We start from the raw sequence: 25,830 nt of genomic DNA on the forward strand, positions 1-25,830 counted from the left end.
CTATTTTTTTTTAATTTGAAACATTAGTTCGTCTAAATTTTTCTTAATATTTCCTTTTGTAATAGATCTTCCTATAACTAGCCAGTCGCTTTTATATTTATAATAAGCTTCACTTGGTGTGGTAATCCTCTTTTGATCATTTTTAATTTTATTTAAACTAATACCTGGCGTAATTATCTCTTTTTTAAAAAATTTTTTTACAAATTTTATTTCATGAGCGCTGCATACTAATGCATCAAGTTTTGCTTTATTTGCTAATCTCGCTTGGTGTTTTACTAAATCTTTTACAGATTTATTATATCCGATTTCCCTTAAATTCTTATTATCAAGGGAAGTAAGAGTTGTAACACCAACTATTTTAATTTTTTTTGAAACACTTTTTACAGCTTTAAGCGCTTCGAAGCCGGAGCTTATGTGCACTGTTAAGTAATTAGGTTTTAAATCTTTTAAAGCCATAATAGCTGACCTCATTGTATTTGGAATATCATTTAATTTAGTATCTAAAAAAATGATCTTGTTTTTCAATCCTTTTATAAAATTTCTTCCACCTTTTGAATTAAGAAATTCTAAGCCAAATTTGTAACCGATTTTTATTTGTTTGTTTTTTGTATATTTTAAAATTTTTTTTACTTTTGAAATTTTGCTTGTATCGCATGCAATAAATAATTTTTTTTTATTTTTTTTCATTATTTATTTTATCAAATAACTCTTTACCAAATTTAAAATGAATAGTCTTTTTCTCAGGAGTATCAACTTTTTCACCAGTTTTTGGGTTACGAGAAATTCTAGCTTTTTGTATATGTGTCGACCACGTACCAAAACCTCTTAATTCAACTCTTTCACCTTTTTTTAAAGAATATTTTATTTCCTCTAAAATAATATTAAAGAATTTTTCGAGATCTTTTTTATAGAAATTAGGATATTTTTTGTAAATTTTTTGAAGGAGCCTAGATTTAACTATTGCCAATTTTTATTAATCTTTCTTTTTCTTTTTTTCTTTTTTATCCAACTTATCTGATAAAGAAGAAAATGGAAGCTGTCTTCCTGATAATGGGTCTGAACCCATTTCCAGAGCTTTTTTATTTTGTAATTCTTCTAATAGCTTTATACTTAAAGACACCTTCCTTTTTTTCAAATCAATTTCTTGTATTGCAGCATCAATTCTATCTCCTGTGATAAACCTTGATGGTCTTGCATCAGCTGCATTTATTGCAATCTGGGATTTTTTTATCTGCAACTCAACTTTACTTCCTTCAGGCTGAACAATAAGACCTCTATTATCTGTATTTAATATTTTGACAGTTAAAGTATCATTTACTTTTTTATCTTTAAACCATTCAAAAGGATCAGTTTGAGTTTGTTTTAAACCTATTCTTAGTTTTTGTTGATCAGGCTTTATTTCTAAAACTTTCACTTTTAATTTTTCGCCTTTCTTATACTTTTTAATTTCTTCCTCAGGATTTTTATCGTACGAAAGATCATTTGCATGTAAAAAGCCATCCAAATCAAAACCATCAATCCTTAAATAGATTGCATAATCATTCATACTACTAATTGTTCCTTCAATTATTGAGTCTACTGGAAATTTTTTTTCAAAAACCATCATTGGATTTTCTTGTGTAAGTCTATGTGATATAGAGACTCTTCTTTTTTCTTTATCAATCTCAGTAATTACACAATTTATTTCATCACCTATTTTAAACATTTTTTTTGCAGAAGGATTTTTCTTAGTCCAACTTAATTCGCTCGAGTGCAATAAAGTAGTAAGCCCAGGTTCAAGTTCACAAAATGCACCAAAATCCATTAATTTAACAACTTTAACCTTGTATTCTTTATTTAATTCATAATTAGATATGTGTTCAAATGGATCTGGGGATAATTGTTTAATTGAACAACCAACTTGTTGTTTATCTTTGTCAACCGAAATTATTAGCAAATCATGTTTTGCTCCGATACTTAATAGTTCTTCAGGATGATTTACTCTTGAATATGAAAGTTCAGAGGTATGAACAAGCACATCCAACTCAGAATTTACATCAAAAAAACATCCAAAGCTGCTATAACCTTTAACTACAGCATTTTTAATTACATCACCAACTTTATATTTTTCTATAATTTTTGCTCTATCTTCCTTTTTACTTGAAGTTATGATTTGTCTTCTTGATACACATGCATTACCTCTTATCTTATCTAGTTTAATTAAAGCAAATTTTTGAGGTTCATTTATTAAATGAGATATATCTTTTAGAGGTTTGTCCGAAATTTGAGAACCTGGACAAAACATAAGCGACCCAGTATCAATATGTTCAACGATAACACCACCTTTACACTTGTTTGTTATTTTTCCCATAATAGGCTCATTTTTTTCAAAAGCCTCTACAAGTTTATCCCAACCTTTTATTTTTAGTGCTTTACTTGCTGAGACAACAACATCACCATTCTTATCTTCTATTCTCTCCAACAGAACTGAAATCTTACTTCCAACTTTTAAATTTTCTAAAAGTCCCAAAGTTTTAATCTCATTAACATCAACAACAGGTTCTGATTTTAAACCCTCTATAAATAGAAAAATAAATTTTTCAGTTATTTTAGTTACTTTACCCTCTATAATTCTACCTTCAGCAATATTTTTTGATTTTGAAAGTTGGCCGTTTAGAAGTTCTTTAAATTCTTTTGAGGCTTTAGTTTCTAAAGAATTGTATATTTCCATTAATTTTTAGTTTCTTTCTCAATAATATTTTTTATTTTTAAAAAGCATGCACTTTTAGTTAAATTTGAGGTATTAATCAAGATAGAATCCTTAGTTCTTTTAAGGGGGGAAATACGCCTATTATAGTCGCTATAATCGCGAGTTTTAATACTTTTTTTTACATCTTTTAAAGTAGTTTTTTTGCCGAGTTTCCTTAATTCTCTGTATCTTCTTATGGCTCTTACTTTTAATGATGCAGTTATGAAAAATTTAAAATTTGCATCAGGTATTATTCTATAAGTGATATCTCTTCCATCCAAGCAACTACCATTAAACTTTTTTGGAAATCTATACGCGCAACTAATTTGAAAATTATGGACTAATTTTCTAACTTTTTTATCTTTAGCTATTATTGAGGCAATGGTACTGATATCATCATTTAATAATACCTTTCTTTCTAAGTCTTTTAATTTAAGACCTTTAATTTTTCTTTTGATAAATTTGTAAGAGTACTTTCCAGGAAATTTAATTTTTAAAAAAGCTATATATCTATAAATTTTCCCTGTGTCTAAATAAAGAAGATTAAAATATTTAGATATAGCTTTGGCTACAGTTCCTGCTCCAGCTGCCGCAGGAGAGTCAATTGCAACTTTAATTTTTTTTATCATTTGATAATACCACCAATTTCTCTTATTTTTTTAAAAAATGAAGGAAAAGAAGTTTTTACAGAGATCGGATCATATATTTTCCATTCCCCACCAAATGATAATGCTGATATAACAGACATCATAAATATTCTATGGTCTTTTAAAAAATCCTTAATTACAATTTTTTTCTTTAACTCTAAATTGGGATTTCCATAAATTTTTATTGAATTATCATCATATCTTAATTTTACTCCCATATTTTTTAAAACTCTCGCTGCAATTTTTAGTCTTGGACTTTCTTTTTGATTTAATTCAGATAGATCTTTAAAATAGGAAATTCCATTTGCTTTTGCGGCAACAAGAAAAATAATCATAAATTCATCTATCGCTGCAGAATTTAAATAAGTAGGGCATCTTATACTCTTTAATTTCTTTACACTTTTTACCTCAATATCTGAACATTTTTCTCCATTTATGATTTTTGCATTTTTAAATTTAATTTTAGCACCCATCATATTTAAAATTTTTATAAGACCAATTCTCGTTGCATTAATATTAATATTTTTTAAAATAATTTTGGAGTTATTGGAAAGTACTGTAAGTACTATAAAAAAAGAAGCAGAGCTTATATCCCCAGGAATATTAAAATCAAATTTTTTAATTAATTTTGGTTTAGATAATGTGATAAAATCATAATTGAATATCTTTTTTGTTTTAATTGGAATTTTGAGGGCTTTAAACATATTTTCAGTATGATTTCTTGAGCTTTTAGCCTTTATTTTTATTTTACCTGGAACATTTAAAGAGGCTAACATTACACAAGTTTTACATTGTGCAGATCCTTTGTTTTCAATATATTTGATTGGCCTCAAATAATTTGAGCCTTTTATAAAAATTGGCAATTTAGATTTATTTGCAGGATAAAAATTCACCCCAATATTTTTTAGTGGTTCAATTACTCTTGAAAAATCCCTTTTTGATAAACTTTTATCACCAACTATTTTTATTTTGTAAGGAGATTTAATTAGAAGGGAGAGTATTAATCTCCCTAAAGTACCTGAGTTTCCAGCATTTAATATTATATTTTTTTTAAAAATAAAACCATTTAGACCTCTCCCTGATATTGAGCAAATATTTTGTTTTTGAATTACTTTAATACCGAGCTTTTTTAGACAGTTTAAAGTATTCTGAACATCTTCTGATTTTAATAAATTTTTTGCTGTTGATATTCCTATTGCCTGAGAGGCTAACAATGCCCAACGAATAGATAAGCTTTTATCACCATCTACATATATTTTTTTGTTATAATCTTTTATTTTTTTATCAATTAGAACAAAATTTTTTGACATTTAATTTTAATTGATTTTAAAAGTCTCTCCAAAATAAGCATTTTTAGCTTCTGTGTTATTAATAAGTTCTTTAGGTGTACCTTGGGCAATTATTTTACAATTTGATAAAATCATCGCTATATCTACACATGTAAGCAAATCTCTAGCTTGATGATCACAAATGATTATTCCTATTCTCTCCTCTGTTTGTAAATTTACTATTATTTTTTGCAACATCTGAATTGTCAATACATCTAAGGCTGCAAAACACTCATCCAATAGAAGTATTTTTGGATCCCCAAGCAATGCAATTGCAATAACTAATTTTTTCTTTTGCCCACCAGATAAGAAAGATGCTTTAATATTTCTAATATAATCTAGTTCAAATTTTGATATTAAATATTCTATTTTACTGTTTTGTTCTCTACTGTCTTTTATCAAAATTTCTGCAACTGCCTTTAAATTTTCATATGTTGTTAAGTCTGAAAAATATCCACCATATTGAGGAACGTAACCAATTTTATATTCTCTAGTTCTTATGTAGATTGGAAAATTAGTTGCATCTTTGTTTCCAAATACAATTTTCCCATAATCAGGCTTTATTAGACCAGTAATTAGATTAAAGATTGTTGATTTTCCTGCACCATTTGGACCTAACAAGCCAAGTATCTCTCCTCTGTTAACTTTGAGTGAAACATTGTCCAAAATTTTTCTTTCACCAAATGACTTTGATACGTTTTGAAGCTCTAGTAACGACTCACTTTTTTTAAAAGATTTAATCCTGAATTTTTTAATTACTGCCATTTTGTTTTAATTCAACTTTAACTTTTTTTTGTTTATCTAACATATAAATCTTTGAGAATTTAGTTACAAGATCAATTTCTACTATATCAGCATAAAGTTTATTATTAAGACCTTTGTAGCGAACGTTATTCTTAATGTTAATATTTTTATCAATATAATTCATAAACAATTCATCAGAGTTGATTGAATGTCCATCATATGACAATCTCACATTATCGTAGAAATAAGTATCTAGAGTAGTTTTATTGTAATTCGCAAAGTCTGACAAAATAATTATATCTTCTGAGTTTTTAATTTTGATTACTCCTGTGACTTTTTCTAGAATAAGTAAGTTTTTTTCTTTTTCGGACACTTTTCCTGCAGCAGATTCTATTACATAGCTGTTTCCATCTTCGTCGATTGCATTATATTTTAAATCTAGAATTTTATTATCAACCTTATTGTCGATTTCAGCTTCATTTATTTTAACCAAGTCTTCATTTTTGTTAAAAAAAATTGAATAAATCACAAGCAAAATAACTAAAATAACTAAAAATATTCCAGATTGAATTAATGATTTGGATGACATTAATCTAATTTATGTTTGCATTTAAAATATTATGAATATGTATTAATCCGACTGTTTGGTTTTTTTTCTTATTTTTGTAAACACATAGACTTGTAATTTTTTTATTTGAGGTCATTAAGCTTAACGCTTTTGCAGCAAGCTCATTTTGATCTATTGAAATAGGATTTTTAGTCATTATTTTCTTTAACTTAATATCTTTAATATCATTATTCTTTTCAATCGCTCTTTTTAAATCGCCATCAGTTATGACACCTATTGTTTTTTTAATTTTGTTTCTAATAATCAAAACTCCTAAATTTTTTTTTGATAATATTTTTAAAGCATTTTTCATAGTAGAATTTTCATCAATAAAAGGAATTTTATTTCCCTTTATCATAAGGTCTTCAACTGTTTTAAGTTTAGTTGCCAAATTTCCCGATGGGTGAAATTTTTTAAAATCTAATTTGCCAAAATTTTTATAGTTCATAGATGCAATAGCTAACGCATCACCTAACGCTAATTGAGAAGTAGTAGATGAAGTAGGAACAATACCATGGCCTGATTCTTTTACCTCTGGTATAAATAGTTTAAAATCAGATGATTTATATAATATAGAATTTTTTTTTGAAACGATACCAACCAAAGTAATTTTATTCCTTTTAGCGTATTGTATCACGGGCTTAAGTTCATCTGTTTCTCCAGAATTACTTATTAATACTAACAAATCTTTTTTAGTTATACTTCCAAGGTCTCCATGTGTGCATTGGCTTGCAGAAATTGCGAAAGAAGGACTTCCTACAGATGAAAGAGTGCTACTAATTTTCGATGCGATAATAAAACTTTTTCCGACACCACAAAAAACAATTTTAGATTGACAATTTACGATTAAATTTACAACTTTATTAAAATCATTATTGATGGAATTTTTGAGTTTTCTAAGTGCTAGAATTTCAAGATCAATTACATTTTTTGCAATCTTTTTTAAATTGTTTTTTCTCATGTTTAATGTTCGAAAGTATTTATTTTATAACCTGCAATTTCCATATCAACAAGAATAGGTAAAACTTTTATACTCTTTTCATAAAGCTCATTTCTTTTTTCTCGTTCCAACATAGTTTTTAATTTTTTTCTAATTTCAAATAAGAACTCTGTATCTTGTGCAGCATAACTAATTTGTTTCTCAGAAAGATTAGGATCACCCCAATCACTTTGTTGTTCTTTTTTTGAGATATCTTTTCCGCAAATTTCTTTGACCAAATCCTTATAACCATGAAAGCTTGAAGCTGTTCTTGCTATTTTTGATGCAAGTTTGGTACAAAAAATATTCTCAACTTTTACTCCTAGATGATATTTTAACCAGAGCAAATCTTGTCTGGCATAGTGCATAATAAATTGAATTCTATTATTTAATAGTAATTTCTTTAAGTTTGGTGCATTATAATTATTTCTATTAAGTTTAACCAAAAAATACTTTTTTGACTCTAAGCCTAATTGAACTAAAGTCAGAGGGTCTCTTCCTAATACAAGGCCGAGAGCCTCACAGTCCAAACCAATAGCTTTTTCATTTGACAAATCAATTTCACTAGGCAGGTCTTGATCAAATATTTTGATGTTATTCATTTTAAGTTATATATATAAAGACCTAACAAAAATGTCTATTTTTTGATAAATGATTAAAAAAAAAGTACTTATCTTCGGCGCAAGTGGTCAAATTGGCAGATATTGCATCAGAAGACTAGTTAAAGATAATTATAAAGTAATTGCAATAACTAGAAATAAACATCAAAAAGCCTATATATTAAAAACCCAGGCACCAATAGGATACCTTGATATTGAAGAAACTGACATTTTTAACGAAGAAAAGATCACTAAATTTATATCTGAAACAGATATTTGTATTAATTTAATTGGCATTTTATTTGAAAAAGGAAAAAGAAATACTTTTGAAAATATTCATGACAAATTTCCAAAGCTTTTATCTAAAATTTGTTCAAAACATAATAAAAAATTAATACACTTGTCTGCTTTAGGTTTAGAAGATGCTAAAGACTCACTATATGCTTTAAGCAAATTAAATGGTGAGGAAAGTATAAAAAATAACCTTCCTTCTGCTACAATTTTAAAACCTTCAATAGTTTACAGTGTAGATGATAAGTTTACCACTAAGTTTATGAGTATGCTTAGTTTATTACCTATTTTCCCTTTATATTATAACGGAGCTACAAAATTTTGTCCTGTTCATGCATCAGATGTCTCAGAAGTAATATTTAAGGTAATTTCAAACGAAATATATTCAAAAAGTATAGAGGTTATTGGTCCAGAAGTAATAACGTTCAAAGAAATACTACAAAAATTACTTATTGCAATAAATAAAAAAAGAGTTTTATTGCCATTACCTTTATTTATCGCAAAAGCGACTGCTTCAATTTTTCAACTTTTACCGACACCATTAATCACTAATGATCAACTAAAATTACTAAAGTATGATAATATAAAGTCAAAAAATGGGGTCACAAACTTTGATATTGGAGTACCTAGTAAGATTTTTTTTGATAAAGGTATTAAACAATATGCGTATAACTGGCGAGAGGGAGGAAAATTTTCTTTAGAGGAAAATAATTAAAATAAAATGTTAATAAATTTAGTTTATTTGGTTATCTTTTTAATACTAATTTACGTAATATATATTGCGGTAAAAGCGATAAATACAGGTATGCAGGCTAAAAATTCAAATAAGTTATCAGACAATATTAAAAACGCCGACTACACTTATACTGAAAATGGGAGTATTAGTGATGAACTTATAAGGCTGAATGATTTATTTGAGTCGGAGGTGATTACAAAAGAAGAGTTTGAAAAAGCTAAAAAAAAATTATTGGATAAATAAAATTATGCTGACTTAATTTTTTTGGCTATAAATTTTGGAACTTCCTCACTCTTATCCGCTGCATCCTCTTTTTTGCCTTTTGGTTGAAATGCATACAATAAATGTAATTTACAATACGAAAAATCTTTTAGAGACGAACGACCACAAAAATAAAAAGATTTCTCATTTGGGTGACCAATTGGCCATTTACAAGTATTATCATCCAGTTCCTCTAATTGTTTAGGATTTTCGGGCTCAAAATTATTTTCAATTAATAAAGATTTAAATCTAGATCTCGAAAATTTTTTTGGCTTATCATTGGAAATTTCGGAATTTTTCTTATTATTATTTGTTTCCTGATTAAAATTTTTAGGTCTGATTTTCGCAGATAAATTTAATCTATGAGCTTTACCAATTACCGCATTTCTACTAAGTCCACCAAGTATTTCAGCTATCTGGCTCGCAGTTTTTCCTTTACCCCAAAGCTCTTTTAATTTATTTACTTTATCCTCTGTCCAACTCATTTATACACTATATGTAGTAGTTATATTTTTGTTGTATACAATATAAATACACATATAAAAATTATAAAAACAAGCATTATTTTTGTTTTTTTAACAAAACTTAAAAAAAAAGGATAAATATATTTACCAATGGTTGAATTACAAAAAAGATATAAAATTGGTGTTCGTCAATTTGGTAAAATTAATTACGTAGGATTGGTTGCATTATGGATAAGAGAGTGTAGCAGATTCTTTATAGTATGGGCTCAAACACTTTTATCGCCTTTAGTCTCTAGTTTGCTATTTTTGTCGGTATTAACACTTGCGCTTGGCAACGACAGAGGGGATGTTTTAGGCTACTCATTTGTTACATTTCTAGCTCCTGGACTGATAGTTCAATCAATGATACTTCAAAGTTTTTCGCATTCAGTAAGTTCATTCATGATATCAAAAATGCAAGGAAATATAGTCGATGTTCTTTATGCTCCATTATCAGCATTTGAAGTTTCCTTAGCAGTAATTATGGCTGCGGTTACACGAAGTATATTAATAGGTTTTATATCAGTACTAGTATTTATTTTTATAGTAGAGTTACCATTGAAAAATATTTTTTTTATTTTTTACTCGGGTTTTTTTGGATCTTTCTTTATAGGAAGTTTAGGTTTTATAACTGGCTTGTGGGCTACCAAATTTGATCACACTGCAACTGTTACAAATTTTATTCTGCAACCCTTGAGCTTTTTATCTGGGGTTTTTTATACTATTGATAGATTACCAGAATTTTTTCAGTCTATTAGTTTAATTAATCCTTTCTTTCATATAATAAATATATTTAGATATGGGTTCTTAGGTAAGTCAGATGGAGATTTATACTTTGGCATTATTTATTTGCCAATATTGGCAATAGTGGGGTGGGCAATATCTTATTATCTTTACAAAATAGGTTACAAAATAAAATCTTAATTATGTCGTCCTTAGCAAAAAATTATAATAGAAGACAAATTTCTTTTAAAAAAGGAAAAGGAAGTTATTTATACTCAAACAAAGGAAAAAGATACTTAGATTTTGTCCAAGGTATTGCCGTAAATTCACTGGGTCATGCAAATAATTATTTGATAAAAGCTATCAATAATCAAGCTAAGAAGGTATGGCATGTTTCAAATGCATTTAAAATCCCTGAAGGAGAGAAGTTGGCAAAAAGATTAACAGGCAAAACCTTTGCAGACGCGGTAATTTTTCAAAATAGTGGTGCGGAGGCCACCGAAGTCGCAATAAAGGTTGCAAGAAGATATTTTTATTCAATTGGTCAAAAGAAAAAAAATAGAATTTTGTGCGTGAAAAATTCTTTTCATGGCAGAACTCTTGCAGCAATATTTGCAAGTGGTTCAAAAAAAATGACCGAGGGATTTGGGCCAAAAGTTGATGGTTTTGATCATTTTGCTTTTGGAGATCATAAAGCATTAATAAAATCAATTACAAGCAAAACCGCTGCAATAATGATAGAACCAATAATGGGCGAGGGGGGAATAAAAGTTATCCCAGAATGGTGTCTTAAAGAATTAAGAAAAATTTGTAATGAAAAAAAAATACTTTTAATTTTGGATGAGGTTCAATCAGGTGTTGGAAGATCAGGTAAATTCTTATCTTACGAATATTCCAAAATAATTCCTGATATCGTTCCAATAGCCAAAGGCATTGGGGGAGGATTTCCTATTGGAGCTGTGCTTATGACTAAAAAAGTTGCAAAACACATGTCTCCTGGTACGCATGGGAGCACATTTGGTGGCAACCCTTTGGCGATGAGTGTTGGAAATGCAGTTATGGATCAAATATTTAAAAAAGGCTTTTTACAAAATGTAAAAATCAAATCAAAATTTTTTTTTAAAAAATTAAACGAAATTCAATCAAACTACTCAAATGTAATTGAAGAGGTAAGAGGTAAAGGATTATTAATTGGACTTAAATTGAAGGTGGATCAAACAAAATTTATAAATAAATTATTTGAAAATAAGTTACTTACAATTAAAGCTGCAGATAATGTCGTGAGAATTTTACCACCATTAAACGTGTCAAATAAAGAAATAACTATTGCATTAAAAATTATAGAAAAAGTTTGCAAATCTTATAATTAGTTATGAAACATTTTATAAATATTAAAGATGTACCTTATAAAACACTGAGAAAGATTTTATCAGATACAAAAAAAAGAAAAGATTTAAGAAAAAAACTAAAAACTTTAGAGATTGATAAAGACAATCCTTTAAAAGGGATCTTATTAATTCAAATGTTCGAAAAATCATCTTTAAGAACTAGATTAAGTTTTTATCTCGCTATTAGACAACTTGGGGGGTCAGCTCTAACATTAAGACCTGATGAATTACATTTATCCAAAGGAGGAGAATCACTTTCTGATACAGCTAAAATATTATCAACCTACGGAGATATATTTGTTTTGAGAACTGACAATGAAAAAAAACTTAATAGTTTTAAAAAATTTTTATCAATTCCTTTAATAAATGGATTAAGTCCAAATTCACATCCCGCGCAAATTCTATCCGACATATTTACAATTGAAGAGATAACAAAAAAAAATATTTCTAGGTTGAATATTTGTTGGATAGGAGATTCGAATAATGTTTTGAATTCATTAATTGAGGCATCAATCAAATTCTCATTTAAATTGAATATTGGATGTCCAAAAAATTATAATCCTCCCAGTGAAATGCAGAGAATGATTAGCCAAAAAAGTTCAAAAATTAAAATTTTTAATAACCCAAAAGTTGCAATAAAAAATGCTGATGTTGTTTTAACTGATAAAGTTATATCGATGAATGATAAAGTAAATAAAAAAAAAAAAATCAAAGATTTTTTAAATTTTAAGATTAATTCAAAACTAATGTCTCTATCAAATAAAGCAATATTATTACATTGTTTACCAAGAGGCAGTGAAATAACCGATGAAGTTTTTTATGGTAAAAAATCTAAAGTTTGGCAACAAGCACTAAACAGAGTACATGTTCAAAAATCTATATTATTGTATTGTTTAAATAAACTAAGGTAAAGGTAAAGGACTATCAGAATATTTATTCAAATATAAAATTACAGAAGCTCTATCTTTCTCTTTTCTTAAACCTGCATATGCCATTTTAGTACCTTTAATCCAATCTTTAGGTTTTAATAAAAAGCCGTTAAGTTCCTCAAAACTCCAATTTTTTTCGTATTCAGCTAAAGCTTTAGAATACTTATAGTCATCCAATACACCTACTTTTCTTCCAACAACATTATATAAAGCTGGTCCAATTTTATTCCCACCACCGCTTTTTATTGAGTGACACGCTGAACACTTTTTAAATACTTTTTCACCATGTGCCAAATCTCCTGTCGAGAGTAGTGCGGCTATATCAACAATTTCTCTTTGAACTGGTTCTTCATCTCCTTTTATTTCAGCTGATTTAACATCTAATTCCACTTTATAATTAGATTTTTCAGGCTTATTTATCTTAAAAACTAAATTTGAAACCTTCCCTATACCAATTACCAGTAGTGCAACTAGTAAAATAGCTCCAATAATTTTGTTTAATTCAAAAGAATCCATTGATTTATATAAGTATTTCTACATATAACATGATATTTTCTAAATTGCTTAATTTAAATTTAAAAAAAATTTGCGTCTGTTAGACGCAGAAATATGTTTATGTCAAATACAATAATTTTAATACCTTCAAGAATGTCGGCTGAACGTTTGCCAGGAAAACCCTTGCTTGAAGTAAATGGGCTTCCAATAATATGCCACGTAGTAAAAAAGGCACAAGAAACTCAAATTGGAGAGGTAGTTGTCGCAACTGAAGATGAAGAAATTCTAAATACAGTTAAGAAGAATCACGGTGAAGCAATTTTGACTTCAAAAAATCCGCAAACTGGAACTGACAGAATTTGGGAAGCTTTCCAAAAGTTAAATTTAAAAAATATTGATTATATAATTAATCTTCAAGGAGATGAACCCTTAATAGATATAAATGATATAAAAAATTTAGATAAATTAACAAAAAAAAATAATTGTGAAATAAATACTCTGGCATCTAAAATAGACAATAAAAAAAATCTTAATGATCAAAATATTGTAAAAGTTCAAACTGAAAATGATTTAGAAAAGAATAGATTTTCTGTAGCACAAAAATTTTTACGGCAAATTGATAATCAATCACCTAATACTTATCACCATATTGGTATTTATGAATTTAGTGCCTCCACTTTAGAAGATTTTACAAATTTAAAACAATCCAATAACGAAAAAAGATATAAATTAGAACAATTAAGAGCCATGGATAATAATATCAAAATAAATGTTTCATATGCAAATACAAGAGTCATTGGAATTGACACACAAGAAGATTTTATAGAATTAAAAAAAATTATGGAATATAAAAGCTAATATGAAAATTCTATATCAAGGCTCTGAAGGTGCCTATTCTCAACTAGCTGCTCTCGAAGTATATCCAAAAATGGATACAATTTCTTGCAAAACTTTCGAAGAATGCTTTCAAAAATGTACTGAGGATGAAAATTTAATAACTATAATACCAGTTGAAAATTCAATAGCAGGAAGAGTTGCAGATATACAATATTTGATGAATAAATATAAACTCCAGATATATGCTGAGCATTTTCATAAAGTGTCTCATAATCTAATGGTATTACCAGGTATTAAAATAAAAAATATTAAAAGTGTGAGATCTCATTCACAAGCAATTTCACAATGTCAAAAAGTAATTAAAGAAAATAATTTAGAACCAATTATTGCCGCAGATACAGCGGGAAGTGCAAAATTTATTAGTATAAATTCAAAAAAAGATGAAGCAGCGATCGCATCAACTTTAGCAGCAAAAATTTATAATTTAGAAATTATAAAAAAAAATATTGAGGATGATAAAAAAAATGTTACTAGATTTTTAATCATGGGAAAAAATGCCAAGCACCCCGAATTCAAAAAAGATAAATATATCACAAGTTGTATTTTTAAAGTAAAAGATAAGCCCGCAGCTCTTTATAAGTGTCTTGGGGGTTTTGCGACCAACAACATAAGTTTAAGTAAACTCGAGAGTTTTTCTGAACATAGTAGTTTTGAGCAATATTTATTTTTATGTGATATTGTTGGACATATTGAAGATCCGAAAGTTCAAAAATCACTAGAGGAATTAGGTTTTCATACCGTTAGTTTAGATATTTTAGGGGTATATAAAGCCAGTCATTTCAGAGATATTTAATTTTTAATCTTCTTGAAGAATAAAAAAAATTGTTGGTATAATAGAAATGGAGGCTAGAGGTGAATACTGCTTGAACCCGACCAGATCTTAACGGAAGCAGTCGTAAAGACAGTCTTTCAGGTTCTAGTCTCCTATAAATAATGAAAGAAAATTCAAAAGTTTTAGCTTTAAAATATAGACCGACAGTTTTTAAAGATTTAATAGGTCAAGATGTTATTAGAGATACAATTTTAAGTTCGATAATAGATAATAAAACTCCAAATGCTTATTTGTTCACAGGAATAAGAGGTGTTGGAAAAACCACTACAGCAAGAATTGTAGCAAAGGCACTTAATTGTAAAAATGGCGTCAATAAACTTTGTGAAAAAAATATGTGCGAAAACTGTGAGGCTATATCAAATTCAAATCATATTGATGTTCTTGAAATGGATGCAGCAAGCAAAACTGGTGTAGACGATGTTAGAGATTTAATAGAATTTTCAAGATATGGACCTAGCATTGCTAAATATAAAATTTTCATAATTGATGAAGTTCATATGTTAAGTAAACAAGCTTTTAATGCCTTACTTAAAACTTTAGAAGAACCTCCAACTTATAAGAATGGTGGAAGTCTAAAATTCATTTTTGCGACAACAGAGATAAAAAAAATCCCTGTGACTGTTGTTTCAAGATGTCAAAGATTTGATCTTTCAAGAGTAAAATCTATTGAATTATTTAATTTTTTAAAAAATGTAAAAGATTTAGAGGGTGGTAATATTAGTGACGAAGCTATTAAACTTATTGTAAAAATATCTGAGGGTTCAGTAAGAGATGCATTATCACTACTAGATCGAGCTATTATTTCCCAACAAAACAATAAGGAGCTTGATCTCAAAGATGCGCAAAAGATTTTTGGTTATTTCGATAAATCATTACTTATCGATTTGTTTAAAAATATTTTTGACGGTGATGAGGAAAAAGTCTTACAACAATATAGATTAATTTATGATCAAGGAGTTGAACCCAAGGTTTTCTTAAATGATTTTTTAGAAATACTGTATTATTTAAAGAACATTAATTCTTTAAAGATTGACGGCACAAACTTTTCTCTTAATGACGAGCAATTTGAAACAATCAAAGATTTGTCAGCAAAAATAGAAAATAGTATTTTTTTGCTATTTTGGCAATTCACAATACAGACAATGCAAGAATTAGATATAATTTCTAATCAAAATCTATCCATCGAGATGTTTTTGATAAGATTAATTTATATTAAAGGAATTAAATCAAATATTTCATCAGAAAAAATTGAAAGTTTGGATATTCCAGAAAGACTAAGTAAATCTTTTAAAAATAAGGAAGTGCTAGATCAAATTAAGGGCCAAACAATTGATCAAATTAAAAACATTGTTCAAGAGGATAAAGATAAACTGAATATAGATAAAAGTGTTAAAAATATAATTGAAATTAAGTCTTTTGACGAGTTAATTAAAACTTGTGATCAAAAAAAAGAGATTAAATTAAAATATGAATTAGAGAATAATGTGAATCTCGTAAGTTTCGAGAAAAATAGAATAGAAATTTCATTTAATGAAGATTTAAGTAAAGATTTTTTAAAAATTATTTCATCAAAATTGTTTAATTGGACTGGTGAGAGATGGATTATAACATTATCCAAAAAACAAGGTGAACTAACAAAAAAACAAATTAAAGTTAAAAATAAAAAAGATATGTTAGAGAATGCCAAAAAAACAAAAACTTATAAAACAATTAAAGAAATCTTTGATGATGCAGAGTTAGTAGATGTTAAAAATGAGGAAATAAATGACTGATTTTTCAAAAATTTTAGATAAAGCAAAAGAGCTAGAAAATAAAATGAAAGAGAGTCAGGAAAAAATAAAAAGTATTAAAGTTGAGGGTATTTCTGGATCAAATTCAGTTAAAGTAACATTAAACGGTGAAGGTGAAATGATTGGCATTTTCATTTCAGACGATATAATGAAAGAAGATAAATCCGTGATTGAGGACTTAATTGTAGCTGCACACAATAATGCAAAAGAGAAGCTCAAATCTAAAACCTCTGAAGAAATATCCAAAGTAACAGGTGGGTTTGGTATTCCAGGATTTAAATGGCCACTTTAGATTTATGCAAAAAATTGATGAAATAGAAAATTTAATAAAAATTATTTCCAAATTGCCAGGACTTGGACCTAAATCTGCAAAAAGGATTATTTTAAAAATGATAAGTAGTAGAGAAGAGCTGTTAAAGCCAATGGCGAAAGTACTAGTTGATGTTTATAAAAATATTTACAGATGTAATGTTTGTGGATCTTTGAGATCTAATAATCTTTGTAGTAATTGTGATCAATCTTCAAAAAAATCAAATAAAATTTGTGTTGTTGAGAGTATTGCTGATCAATGGAGCATAGAAAGCTCTAATATCTTTGATGGTTATTTTCATATTTTAGGAGGTACGATTAATTCTTCTGGTCAAAAAAAAGAGGATTTATTAATATCATCTTTGGTCAAACGAGTTAAAGATCAAAAAATTGATGAAGTCATAATTGCAACAAGCGCAACTGTTGAGGGTCAAACTACAGCCTATTATATACAAGAGAGTTTAAACGAAACCAAAGTGAAAATTTCAAAACTTGCTCAAGGTTTGCCAGTTGGAGGAGAAATTGAAAATTTAGATGATGGGACTCTTTATTCCGCTTTTAAAAATAGAGCAGGATTAAATTCAGATTCAAATTGATTTTTTCATCAATCTATTAAAATGTAATAATGGCTCTGTATAACCCGAGGGCTGATATTTTCCATGAAAAACAAGATCGCAAGCCGCTTTAAAAGCAATTGATTTGTCAAAATTTCCAGACATTGCTTGATATGGATCTTGATCTTTCATACCTCGGTCCTTTAAGTTTTGATAGTCTACTATTTTTGCCATTTTTTTCATTATCTCTAAAACTTGTTTCTTGCTACATACACCATGATGAAGCCAATTTGCTATGTGCTGGCTGCTTATTCTGCAAGTAGCTCTATCTTCCATTAATCCCACGCCATTAATATCTGGAACCTTTGAACATCCTACAGATTGGTCTACCCATCTTACTACGTATCCTAATATACCTTGTGCATTATTTCTTAACTCTCTTTCTATTTGCTCTTTCGACCATTTTTTTTGAGTATTAAGAGGTATAGTCAAAAGATCATCTAATTTAGCTTTTTTTCTATTTTTAAGTTTTTGATGCAAACTAAATACATCGACATCGTGATAATGTAATGCATGTATTGCTGCAGCTGTTGGAGATGGTACCCAGGCACAATTAGCACCTGATAAAGGGTGAGATACTTTTTGTTCCATCATTTCTTTTAACAAATCTGGCATTGCCCACATCCCTTTTCCTATTTGAGCTTTTCCAGAAAAGCCACAATCTAATCCCACATCGACATTATTATTTTCATATGCTTTTATCCATTTCGATGATTTCATGTCTCCTTTCAAAATCATGGGCCCAATTTCCATAGAAGTATGAATTTCGTCTCCGGTTCTATCAAGAAATCCTGTATTTATAAAAAACACCCTTTTTTTTAAAATTCTTATGCATTCTTTTAAATTAACACTTGTTCTCCTCTCTTCGTCCATTATGCCACACAAAATTTGATTTTTTCTAAATTTCAAAACTTTTTCAACTTTTTCGAAAATTTTATTTGTAAATGAGCATTCATCTGGACCATGCATTTTTGGTTTAACAATATAAATTGAATTTGTTCTAGAATTTCCCTTTCTTTTAAAATCATGAATACAAGCCGCAGATGTTACAAATGCATCTAAAATCCCTTCTGGACATTCAGATCCATCTTTTAATAAAATTGCAGGATTTGTCATAAGGTGCCCAACATTCCTATTAAGCAACAAGGATCTTCCATGTAACACTATTTTTTTACCTTTTGGTGACAAGTATTGTCTATCTAAGTTTAATTTTCTGAGGATTGTTTTATTATTTTTTTTAAACTTTGATGTTAAATTTCCTTTCATTAAAGATAGCCAATTTCTATATCCTAGCACCTTATCTTCTGCATCTACAGCCGCCACACTATCTTCATGGTCACAAATTGTGGAAATTGCTGACTCTAAAATAATATCGTGAATTTTTAATGGGTCTTGATTTCCATCGGGATTATTTACTTCTAAATTGCCTTTTTGATCAAATAAAATATCTAAATGTAAATTATTGTTTTTAAATAAAAGTGAAAAGATTTTATTTTTTTGTTTTCTAAAACCTAAAAATTGTTTAGGGTTTTTAAGGTGAATACTAAGTATACCATTTTTAATATCTGGAATTTTTTTTAGATTTTTCCAACTTTGATTTTTTAAAGGAATATACTTGTCTAAAATTTCTCTTGCATAATCAATGACTTTGGCGCCTCTAATCGGATTATATGTTTTTCCTTTAACCGCTCCTTTTGTTTCAGGAATTATATTTGCACCATAGAGGCTGTCATAAAGACTTACCCATCTTGCATTTGCAGCATTTAATAAAAATCGCGCATTCGATACTGGACACACTAGCTGCGGGCCACAAATATTAGATATTTCTTTATCTACACTTTTGTATGGAATTTTGAAATTTTTTCCCTTCTTTTTGATATAACCAATTTTTTCTAAAAATTTTTTATAATCATTTAAATTTATTTTCTTTCCTTTTCGCTCAAGATGGTAGGTATCGATTGACTTTTGAATTTTTTCTCTAATTTCTATGAGTTCCCTATTTTTTTTAGCCAACTCATGAACAGACTTGCTAAAACCTCTCCAAAAATGATTTTTTGAAATTTTTGTTCCTGGTAATAATTCCCTATTTATGAATGATAAAAGGACCCTAGAAACAGACAAATCGTATATTCGAACAAATTTCTCGTTTTTTGACATATTTTTTTTTACCATTTTATTGCCTATTTTTAGTTTATAAAGACTAAATATATGAAAAATTATCTAAATTTTGAACTAGACATAAAAGACTTAGAAAAAGAGCTTGATGAGCTTAAAGATCCATATAACAATACGGGTTTATCAGAGGTAGAAACAGATAAAATTTCAAAATTACAGACTGAAATAGATGAAAAATTGAGAGATATTTATTCAAATTTAAATCCTTGGCAAAAGACTCAAGTTGCAAGACATGAGGACAGACCAAAGTCAAAATTTTTTATAGATAATTTATTTGAAGATTTTATTTCTTTGTCTGGTGATAGATATTATAGCGATGATAAATCAGTAATAACTGGTTTTGCAAAATTTAATAATCAATCTGTATTAATAATAGGTCAAGAAAAAGGGGAAGATCTTGAGAGTAGAATAGAGCATAATTTTGGAATGATGAGACCAGAGGGATATAGAAAGTCTATAAGATTAATGAAGTTAGCAGACAAATTTAATATTCCAATAATTATTTTTGTTGATACGCCAGGAGCTTATCCCGGTGTTGGTGCTGAGGAAAGAGGACAAGCGGAGGCAATTGCGAAATCAATTGAGTGCAGTATGGATATAAAAGTTCCAACCATATCAATTATAATTGGGGAAGGAGGTTCTGGTGGTGCAATAGCGTTAGCGTCATCAAGTAAAGTAATAATGTTAGAGAATGCTATTTATTCTGTTATATCTCCCGAGGGATGTGCAACAATTTTATGGAGAGACCCAAAAAAAACTCTCGAAGCAGCTACAGCAATGAAGTTATCCTCTAAAGATCTATTAGATTTGAAGGTAATAGATGAAATCATAGAGGAGCCTTTGGGTGGAGCTCATAGAGACAAAAACTTTATATTAGAAAACGTAAGAAAAAGTATAGAAAAAAGTTTATTAGAATTCTCTGGATTATCTAGAGAAGAAGTTTTTAATAAGAGAAAAGAAAAATTTTTATCCATTGGAAGAAATAAAGGATTTACCTCAACTTCTAGCTCTAAAACAAGTCTTTCATTGGAGAATAATAGTTTTTTGAATTTTGTTAATAAGTTAAAAAAAAAGCAATTAATATTTTTAGGTTTAGTAATTTTATCTATACTTTTTTTGGGTATTATATTTATTTAAAACCTTCCACAACAATGTTTGTATTTTTTGCCTGATCCACAATAACAAGGTTCATTTCTACTCATTTTTTTTCCAACATATTTCGGATTAATTTTGTTTTTATTTTGTGTTGGTTCTTCTGTTCTTTCTATTATTGTTAAATTTAAAAGAATTGTAATTAGATCAAATTTTAACTTACTCAATAAATTTTCAAAAAGGCTAAATGCTTCTTTTTTATATTCAACAAGAGGATCTCTTTGTCCATAAGATCTTAATCCAATAACTTGTCTAAGTTGTTCTAGATATTGAATATGCAGTTTCCAATTAGCATCTATAGTTTGTAAGAATATTCTTTTTTCTATTTCCTTTGACTGATCATCACCTAACTTTTTTAATCTTTCACTTCTTTTTTCTAAAAATTTGTTTTTTAATTTATCTTTAAATTCATCATTTTTAACTTCACTTAAATTTTTAATCTCTTCATCATTAAAGCTTTTTCCCACAAGTGTTTTGACTCTTGTGATAAAATCTTTGCTTTTCTTTGGATTTATAGATAAATTTTTTTCAGAGATAAGTTGGTCTATAGTTTCGTCTAAAAATGTTTCTGAGTAATTAAATATTTCATTTGTATTTATAATGTTGTTTCTTTGACTAAAAATCACATGCCTTTGGTCATTAAGCACATTATCAAATTTAAGAAGCGTTTTTCTCATATCAAAATTTCTTGCCTCTACTTTTTGTTGTGCTCTTTCAAGAGCTTTGTTTATCCATGGATGATCTATACTTTCTCCATCTTTAAGACCTAATTTTTCTAACATAGTGTTCATGGACTCTGATCCAAATATTCTCATTAAATCATCGTCAAGACTTACAAAGAAAATTGAATTTCCTTCGTCTCCCTGTCTGCCAGATCTTCCTCTTGCCTGATTATCAACTCTTCTAGACTCCATTCTTTCAGTTCCAATTACAAATAATCCGCCTAAGGATTTAATTTTATTTTTCTCGGATAATAATTTTTCACCTTTGAGATCTTCTTTTTTTCCACCAAGTTGAATATCAACACCTCGTCCTGAAATACTTGTAGTTATTATTACGGAGTTTAATTTTCCTGCATTAGCAATAATCTCAGCTTCTTTTTCGTGATTTTTTGCATTTAAAACAACGTGAGGTATTTTTTCTTTATTTAGTAAAGAAGAATATTGCTCGGATTTATTTACACTAGAGGTAAAAACTAGAGTAGGTTGACCTATTTTATAGCACTCACTTATTTTTTTTATAATTGCAATGTTTTTTTCTTTTTCAGTTCTGAATATTTGGTCATTCCAATCTTTTCTTATCATTTTTTTATTTGTTGGAATTACTGTTACAGAAAGATTATAGATTTCCAAAAATTCCTCTGCTTCCGTCAGTGCGGTTCCAGTACAACCAGACAACTTTTCATAAAGCTTAAAATAATTTTGATAAGTAATTGATGCAAGAGTTTGATTTTCATTTTGGATATCTACTTTTTCTTTAGCCTCAAGTGCCTGGTGAAGACCATCTCCATATCTTCTCCCTTCCAATATTCTTCCAGTTAACTCATCTATTATTTTAATTAAGCCATCTTGAATGATGTAATCTTTACCCTTCTTATATAAATGGTTTGCCTTAAGCGCTTGATTTACATGATGGACTAATGACAAATTTGCTGGATCATAAAAATTATTATTTTTTAAAATATTTGCCTCATTTAAAATTTTTTCAACATTTGAAATTCCAGAATTAGTTAAAAAAACGTTTTTATCTTTTTCATCTATTTCATAATCTTGCTCTACTAATCTTTTAATTAGTTTATCAATTGCTAAATATTGACCTGTTTTATCCTCAGCTGCTCCTGAAATTACTAGAGGTGTTCTCGCTTCGTCAATCAAACAAGAATCTATCTCATCTACAATTGCAAATTTATGCCCTCTCTGGACCAAGTCTTCTTTAGAAAATTTCATATTATCTCTCAAGTAATCAAAGCCTAATTCACTATTTGTTGCATATGTAATATCTTGTGAATAATTATGTTTTCTTTCATCATCGCTTTGTTCATTTGAGATGAAACCAGCATTGATACCCAAAAAATTGTAAATTTTGTTCATTTCTGAACAATCTCTTTTTGCAAGATAATCATTAACTGTAACTATATGAACACCTTTTCTTTGAAGCGAATTAAGATAGGCCGCAAGTACAATTGTAATTGTTTTACCCTCTCCGGTTCTCATTTCAGAAATTCCAGATTGATGCAGTACAATACCACCCATAATCTGGACATCAAAATGTCTTTCTCCCCTAGTCCTTTTTGATGCTTCTCTCACTAAGGCAAATGCTTCAGGTAATATATTGTCAATATTTGGATCATTTGCCAAACTTTCCTTTAGCTTTTGTGTTCTTTTCGGAAAATCAGTATCATTAATTTTAGATATTTCATTTTCAAGATTGTTGACTTTATCTAGAATGACTTGCAGTTTATCTAATTGCTTTTGATTATGTGATTTAATGAATTTTGATAATATTTTTAAAGGGTTAAGCATTTAGTATATTTTGATGTATAATTTAATTATAATTAATAATATAGGAAGAAAATAATTATTTTAAACCTTATGGTATTAAATTTTAACAACTTATTTAGATCTGAAAGTAAAAATACTAAATTAAGCGATTTTCAGGATCTTGATCATCTAAATGGTCTAGCGCTATCAATCACTGATGCCAAGCTTTATAATCCTTCAAGAGATGATTTAGTTTTATTTTATTTTAGAAATGGGGCAAACTACGCATCGGTTTATACAAAGTCAACTATTGTGTCAGAAAATATCAAATGGAATAAATCTATAGGAAATAAAAAAGTTATGGCTTTATTGGTTAATACGAGAAATGCAAATGCATTTACTGGGAAAGCAGGATATGAAGGCCTAAAAAAAATTGCTGAAGAGCTCTCAAATCAATTAAACACAAAGCAAAAATTAGATGAGGAAAAACCAGAAAAAATAAAAGCAAAAGATATAATGTTTGGGTGCACGGGTACCATAGGTGAAACTTTTCCAACAGAAAAAATAAAAAACAGTATTTCAGATATTGTAGAAAAAATTAAATATAACCAAAATAAATATATTTGGACTAAAGCTGCTTTAGGAATTATGACAACAGACCTTGTTCCTAAATTAGCAATGGAAGAATGTAAAATTGGAAATACCTCTATTAAAATTTACGGTGTAGCAAAAGGTTCGGGTATGATTTATCCAAACATGGCAACGACTCTAGGATATGTTTTTACAGATGCAAAAATTTCACAGAAAGTTCTTAAAAAATTACTCTCAAAAAATATTGAAACCACTTTTAATGCAATAAGTTGTGATGGTGATACTAGTACTAACGATATGGTTTCAGTATTTGCAACTGGAGCAGCAAATAATTTAATCATCAAGAATATTAGAGACGAAAGAGCAAAAATCTTTGAAAAAAGTTTTCATAATGTTTTACTGAATTTAGCAAAAAGAGTTGCAGCTGATGGTGAAGGCGCATCAAAATTTATTACTATAAGCGTAAATAAAGCAAAAGATGAAAAAGATGCAAAAAAAATTGCTTTCTCAATTGCAAACTCTCCACTTGTAAAAACAGCTGTTGCAGGAGAAGATCCTAACTGGGGAAGAATTATAATGGCAATCGGTAAATCAAAAGTATCTATAAATTTAAATAAACTTAATATTAATTTTGGTGATATAAAAATTGTTGACAAGGGTCAGCTTCTTGAAAATTATTCAGAGGAAGATGCAAAACGTTACATGAGGAACGAAAAAATAGATTTTAAAATTAATTTAAATATGGGTTCAAAAAGTTTTACTGTTTATACAATGGATTTAACTAAAAAATATATTGAGATAAATGCAGATTACAGAAGCTAGGCTCTTGAAATATCTTAAAAGGTAATTAACTATTTTCTATGATTAAATACAGATTAGAATGTGAACATTGCAAAAGTAAATTTGACAGTTGGTTTAGCTCTTCTAAAGAATTCGATAAATTAAAAAAATTAAAATTGATAAATTGTAATTCTTGTAATTCCAAAAAAATAAAAAAATCATTAATGTCACCTAAAGTTATTAAGGATGGTAATATTTTTAAGAAAAACAATTCTCAAGAAAAAAAACTACAAATTTTAAAGGGAAAATTGAAAGAATATCAAAAATTCATTAAAAATAATTTTGAGTACGTTGGTGATAATTTTTCTTATGAGGCCAGATCAATCCATTATGATACAAAAAAAAATAAAGCAAAAGGCATATATGGAAAAGCTTCAAATGAGGAAATAAAAAGTCTTAATGAAGAGGGAATAGAGACACAAACTATTCCATGGATTAAAGATAAAGAAAATTAGTTCTTTTTAAATTTAATAATATAATTTACCGCACAATCCCGAGATACTTTCCATCTATTGGAAAGTGGATTAAATACCATCCCATCAATTTTTTGAACTAAAAGTGAATTTTTTCGTCCAAAATTTGTAAGTTCCTCCGGAGTTAAAAATTTATTCCATTCATGTGTTCCAATTGGCAACCAACGCAAAATATACTCTGCACCAATTATTGCTAGAATATATGATTTAAGAGTTCTATTTAGCGTTGCAACAAACATTAGACCATTTTTTTTTAAAAGTTCTGAGCTTTTTTTGATAAAAAAATTTACATCCTCTACATGCTCAACAATTTCCATGTTTAAAACTAAATCGAATTTTTTATTTGATTTAAAATTTTCAGGTGAACTACAAAAATAACTTATATTTAAATTATTCTGTTTTGCATGAATTTTAGCTGAAATTATATTTTTTTCTGAAGCATCAATACCAGTTACATTACCTCCCAATCTTGACATTGGCTCTGATAACAAACCACCACCACATCCGATATCTAAAATATTTAAATTTTTAAAAGGTTTATCTTTGTTAGTTAAATTAAAATGTTTAATAGTATTATCCTTTATATATTTTATTCTCTCTGGATTAAATTGATGAAGTGGTTTAAATTTTCCCTCTGGGTTCCACCAATCCTCTGCAATTTTTGAGAATTTATCTATTTCTTTTTTGTTAATTGTGCTACTTTTCATTGATTATTGACA

At 28.2% G+C, this 25,830-nt stretch carries 27 protein-coding genes; 13 read left to right on the forward strand and 14 right to left on the reverse strand.

Features of this window, described 5'->3' with window-relative positions:
• The 9 genes from pyrF to AMN73_RS02625 are packed head-to-tail and all read right to left on the reverse strand — an operon-like array spanning position 1 to position 7,635.
• Positions 1-687 (reverse strand): orotidine-5'-phosphate decarboxylase, encoded by a 687-nt coding sequence (gene pyrF, locus AMN73_RS02585; RefSeq protein WP_082254577.1) that lies wholly within the window; start codon positions 685-687, stop codon positions 1-3.
• Positions 674-967 (reverse strand): HU family DNA-binding protein, encoded by a 294-nt coding sequence (locus tag AMN73_RS02590; RefSeq protein WP_075534726.1) that lies wholly within the window; start codon positions 965-967, stop codon positions 674-676. The genes pyrF and AMN73_RS02590 overlap by 14 nt, the downstream gene beginning before the upstream one ends.
• A gap of 6 nt (positions 968-973) precedes the next feature.
• Positions 974-2,710 carry a S1 RNA-binding domain-containing protein gene (locus AMN73_RS02595; protein WP_075534727.1) on the reverse strand — a complete coding sequence of 579 codons (1,737 nt, stop codon included), beginning with the start codon at positions 2,708-2,710 and terminating at the stop codon, positions 974-976.
• Positions 2,710-3,357, reverse strand: a complete 648-nt coding sequence (locus AMN73_RS02600; protein WP_075534728.1) for a (d)CMP kinase — start codon at positions 3,355-3,357, stop codon at positions 2,710-2,712. The genes AMN73_RS02595 and AMN73_RS02600 overlap by 1 nt, the downstream gene beginning before the upstream one ends.
• Complete coding sequence (aroA, locus tag AMN73_RS02605; RefSeq protein WP_082254578.1) at positions 3,354-4,685, reverse strand: 3-phosphoshikimate 1-carboxyvinyltransferase; 1,332 nt, start codon at positions 4,683-4,685, stop codon at positions 3,354-3,356. Before aroA ends, AMN73_RS02600 begins: the two co-directional genes overlap by 4 nt.
• Before the next feature lie 6 nt (positions 4,686-4,691).
• On the reverse strand, positions 4,692-5,468 hold the full coding sequence (locus AMN73_RS02610; protein WP_075534729.1) for an ATP-binding cassette domain-containing protein: 777 nt from the start codon (positions 5,466-5,468) through the stop codon (positions 4,692-4,694).
• Positions 5,455-6,036, reverse strand: a complete 582-nt coding sequence (gene lptC, locus AMN73_RS02615) for an LPS export ABC transporter periplasmic protein LptC (RefSeq protein WP_075534730.1) — start codon at positions 6,034-6,036, stop codon at positions 5,455-5,457. Before lptC ends, AMN73_RS02610 begins: the two co-directional genes overlap by 14 nt.
• 4 nt (positions 6,037-6,040) lie before the next feature.
• Positions 6,041-7,015, reverse strand: coding sequence for a KpsF/GutQ family sugar-phosphate isomerase (locus AMN73_RS02620; protein WP_075534731.1), 975 nt, complete (start codon positions 7,013-7,015; stop codon positions 6,041-6,043).
• 2 nt (positions 7,016-7,017) lie between these two features.
• Complete coding sequence (locus tag AMN73_RS02625) at positions 7,018-7,635, reverse strand: ribonuclease D (protein WP_075534732.1); 618 nt, start codon at positions 7,633-7,635, stop codon at positions 7,018-7,020.
• Positions 7,636-7,684: 49 nt separating this feature from the next.
• Here AMN73_RS02625 and AMN73_RS02630 point away from each other — a divergent pair, with 49 nt between their 5' ends.
• Positions 7,685-8,638: a complex I NDUFA9 subunit family protein gene (locus tag AMN73_RS02630; RefSeq protein WP_075534733.1), complete on the forward strand. Its 954-nt coding sequence runs from the start codon at positions 7,685-7,687 to the stop codon at positions 8,636-8,638.
• Between the two features lie 6 nt (positions 8,639-8,644).
• On the forward strand, positions 8,645-8,902 hold the full coding sequence (locus tag AMN73_RS02635; protein ID WP_075534734.1) for an SHOCT domain-containing protein: 258 nt from the start codon (positions 8,645-8,647) through the stop codon (positions 8,900-8,902).
• A gap of 2 nt (positions 8,903-8,904) precedes the next feature.
• Here AMN73_RS02635 and AMN73_RS02640 read toward each other — a convergent pair whose 3' ends face one another.
• Positions 8,905-9,405, reverse strand: a complete 501-nt coding sequence (locus AMN73_RS02640; RefSeq protein ID WP_075534735.1) for a GcrA family cell cycle regulator — start codon at positions 9,403-9,405, stop codon at positions 8,905-8,907.
• Between the two features lie 129 nt (positions 9,406-9,534).
• On the opposite strand from AMN73_RS02640, the gene AMN73_RS02645 reads away from it, so the two are divergent.
• The 3 genes from AMN73_RS02645 to AMN73_RS02655 are packed head-to-tail and all read left to right on the forward strand — an operon-like array spanning position 9,535 to position 12,445.
• Positions 9,535-10,347: an ABC transporter permease gene (locus AMN73_RS02645; RefSeq protein WP_075534736.1), complete on the forward strand. Its 813-nt coding sequence runs from the start codon at positions 9,535-9,537 to the stop codon at positions 10,345-10,347.
• Between the two features lie 2 nt (positions 10,348-10,349).
• Positions 10,350-11,516, forward strand: coding sequence for an aspartate aminotransferase family protein (locus AMN73_RS02650; RefSeq protein ID WP_075534737.1), 1,167 nt, complete (start codon positions 10,350-10,352; stop codon positions 11,514-11,516).
• A 2-nt stretch (positions 11,517-11,518) separates the two neighbouring features.
• Positions 11,519-12,445, forward strand: coding sequence for a Rossmann-fold NAD(P)-binding domain-containing protein (locus tag AMN73_RS02655; protein ID WP_075534738.1), 927 nt, complete (start codon positions 11,519-11,521; stop codon positions 12,443-12,445).
• Here the strand turns inward: AMN73_RS02655 and AMN73_RS02660 are convergent.
• Positions 12,437-12,979: a c-type cytochrome gene (locus tag AMN73_RS02660; RefSeq protein ID WP_075534739.1), complete on the reverse strand. Its 543-nt coding sequence runs from the start codon at positions 12,977-12,979 to the stop codon at positions 12,437-12,439. The genes AMN73_RS02655 and AMN73_RS02660 overlap by 9 nt on opposite strands.
• 99 nt (positions 12,980-13,078) lie before the next feature.
• Here AMN73_RS02660 and kdsB point away from each other — a divergent pair, with 99 nt between their 5' ends.
• The 5 genes from kdsB (at position 13,079) to recR (ending at position 17,382) form a co-directional block, all read left to right on the forward strand.
• The gene (kdsB, locus tag AMN73_RS02665) at positions 13,079-13,816 is read left to right on the forward strand and encodes a 3-deoxy-manno-octulosonate cytidylyltransferase (protein WP_075534874.1); all 738 of its coding nucleotides are present in this window, start codon (positions 13,079-13,081) and stop codon (positions 13,814-13,816) included.
• Between the two features lies 1 nt (position 13,817).
• Positions 13,818-14,648, forward strand: coding sequence for a prephenate dehydratase domain-containing protein (locus AMN73_RS02670; RefSeq protein ID WP_075534740.1), 831 nt, complete (start codon positions 13,818-13,820; stop codon positions 14,646-14,648).
• Between the two features lie 140 nt (positions 14,649-14,788).
• Positions 14,789-16,459 (forward strand): DNA polymerase III subunit gamma/tau, encoded by a 1,671-nt coding sequence (gene dnaX, locus AMN73_RS02675; RefSeq protein WP_075534741.1) that lies wholly within the window; start codon positions 14,789-14,791, stop codon positions 16,457-16,459.
• Positions 16,452-16,769 carry a YbaB/EbfC family nucleoid-associated protein gene (locus AMN73_RS02680; RefSeq protein WP_075534742.1) on the forward strand — a complete coding sequence of 106 codons (318 nt, stop codon included), beginning with the start codon at positions 16,452-16,454 and terminating at the stop codon, positions 16,767-16,769. Before dnaX ends, AMN73_RS02680 begins: the two co-directional genes overlap by 8 nt.
• 4 nt (positions 16,770-16,773) lie before the next feature.
• Positions 16,774-17,382, forward strand: coding sequence for a recombination mediator RecR (recR, locus tag AMN73_RS02685; protein WP_075534743.1), 609 nt, complete (start codon positions 16,774-16,776; stop codon positions 17,380-17,382).
• On the opposite strand, the gene AMN73_RS02690 is transcribed toward recR, so the two are convergent.
• The gene (locus AMN73_RS02690) at positions 17,374-19,572 is read right to left on the reverse strand and encodes a malate synthase G (protein ID WP_256997835.1); all 2,199 of its coding nucleotides are present in this window, start codon (positions 19,570-19,572) and stop codon (positions 17,374-17,376) included. The genes recR and AMN73_RS02690 overlap by 9 nt on opposite strands.
• Before the next feature lie 36 nt (positions 19,573-19,608).
• Here AMN73_RS02690 and AMN73_RS02695 point away from each other — a divergent pair, with 36 nt between their 5' ends.
• Complete coding sequence (locus tag AMN73_RS02695) at positions 19,609-20,712, forward strand: acetyl-CoA carboxylase carboxyltransferase subunit alpha (RefSeq protein WP_075534744.1); 1,104 nt, start codon at positions 19,609-19,611, stop codon at positions 20,710-20,712.
• Here AMN73_RS02695 and secA read toward each other — a convergent pair.
• Positions 20,709-23,249, reverse strand: coding sequence for a preprotein translocase subunit SecA (gene secA, locus AMN73_RS02700; protein WP_075534745.1), 2,541 nt, complete (start codon positions 23,247-23,249; stop codon positions 20,709-20,711). The genes AMN73_RS02695 and secA overlap by 4 nt on opposite strands.
• 69 nt (positions 23,250-23,318) lie before the next feature.
• On the opposite strand from secA, the gene argJ reads away from it, so the two are divergent.
• Together argJ and AMN73_RS02710 are read left to right on the forward strand one after the other, a co-directional pair.
• The gene (argJ, locus tag AMN73_RS02705) at positions 23,319-24,620 is read left to right on the forward strand and encodes a bifunctional glutamate N-acetyltransferase/amino-acid acetyltransferase ArgJ (protein WP_075534746.1); all 1,302 of its coding nucleotides are present in this window, start codon (positions 23,319-23,321) and stop codon (positions 24,618-24,620) included.
• Between the two features lie 38 nt (positions 24,621-24,658).
• On the forward strand, positions 24,659-25,093 hold the full coding sequence (locus tag AMN73_RS02710) for a DUF1178 family protein (protein WP_075534747.1): 435 nt from the start codon (positions 24,659-24,661) through the stop codon (positions 25,091-25,093).
• Here AMN73_RS02710 and ubiG read toward each other — a convergent pair.
• Positions 25,090-25,818, reverse strand: a complete 729-nt coding sequence (gene ubiG / locus AMN73_RS02715) for a bifunctional 2-polyprenyl-6-hydroxyphenol methylase/3-demethylubiquinol 3-O-methyltransferase UbiG (RefSeq protein WP_075534748.1) — start codon at positions 25,816-25,818, stop codon at positions 25,090-25,092. The genes AMN73_RS02710 and ubiG overlap by 4 nt on opposite strands.
• Positions 25,819-25,830 lie beyond the last annotated feature (12 nt).

Origin of the sequence: Candidatus Pelagibacter communis (genome assembly GCF_001179965.1) — a bacterium.
Taxonomy (GTDB): Bacteria; Pseudomonadota; Alphaproteobacteria; order Pelagibacterales; family Pelagibacteraceae; genus Pelagibacter.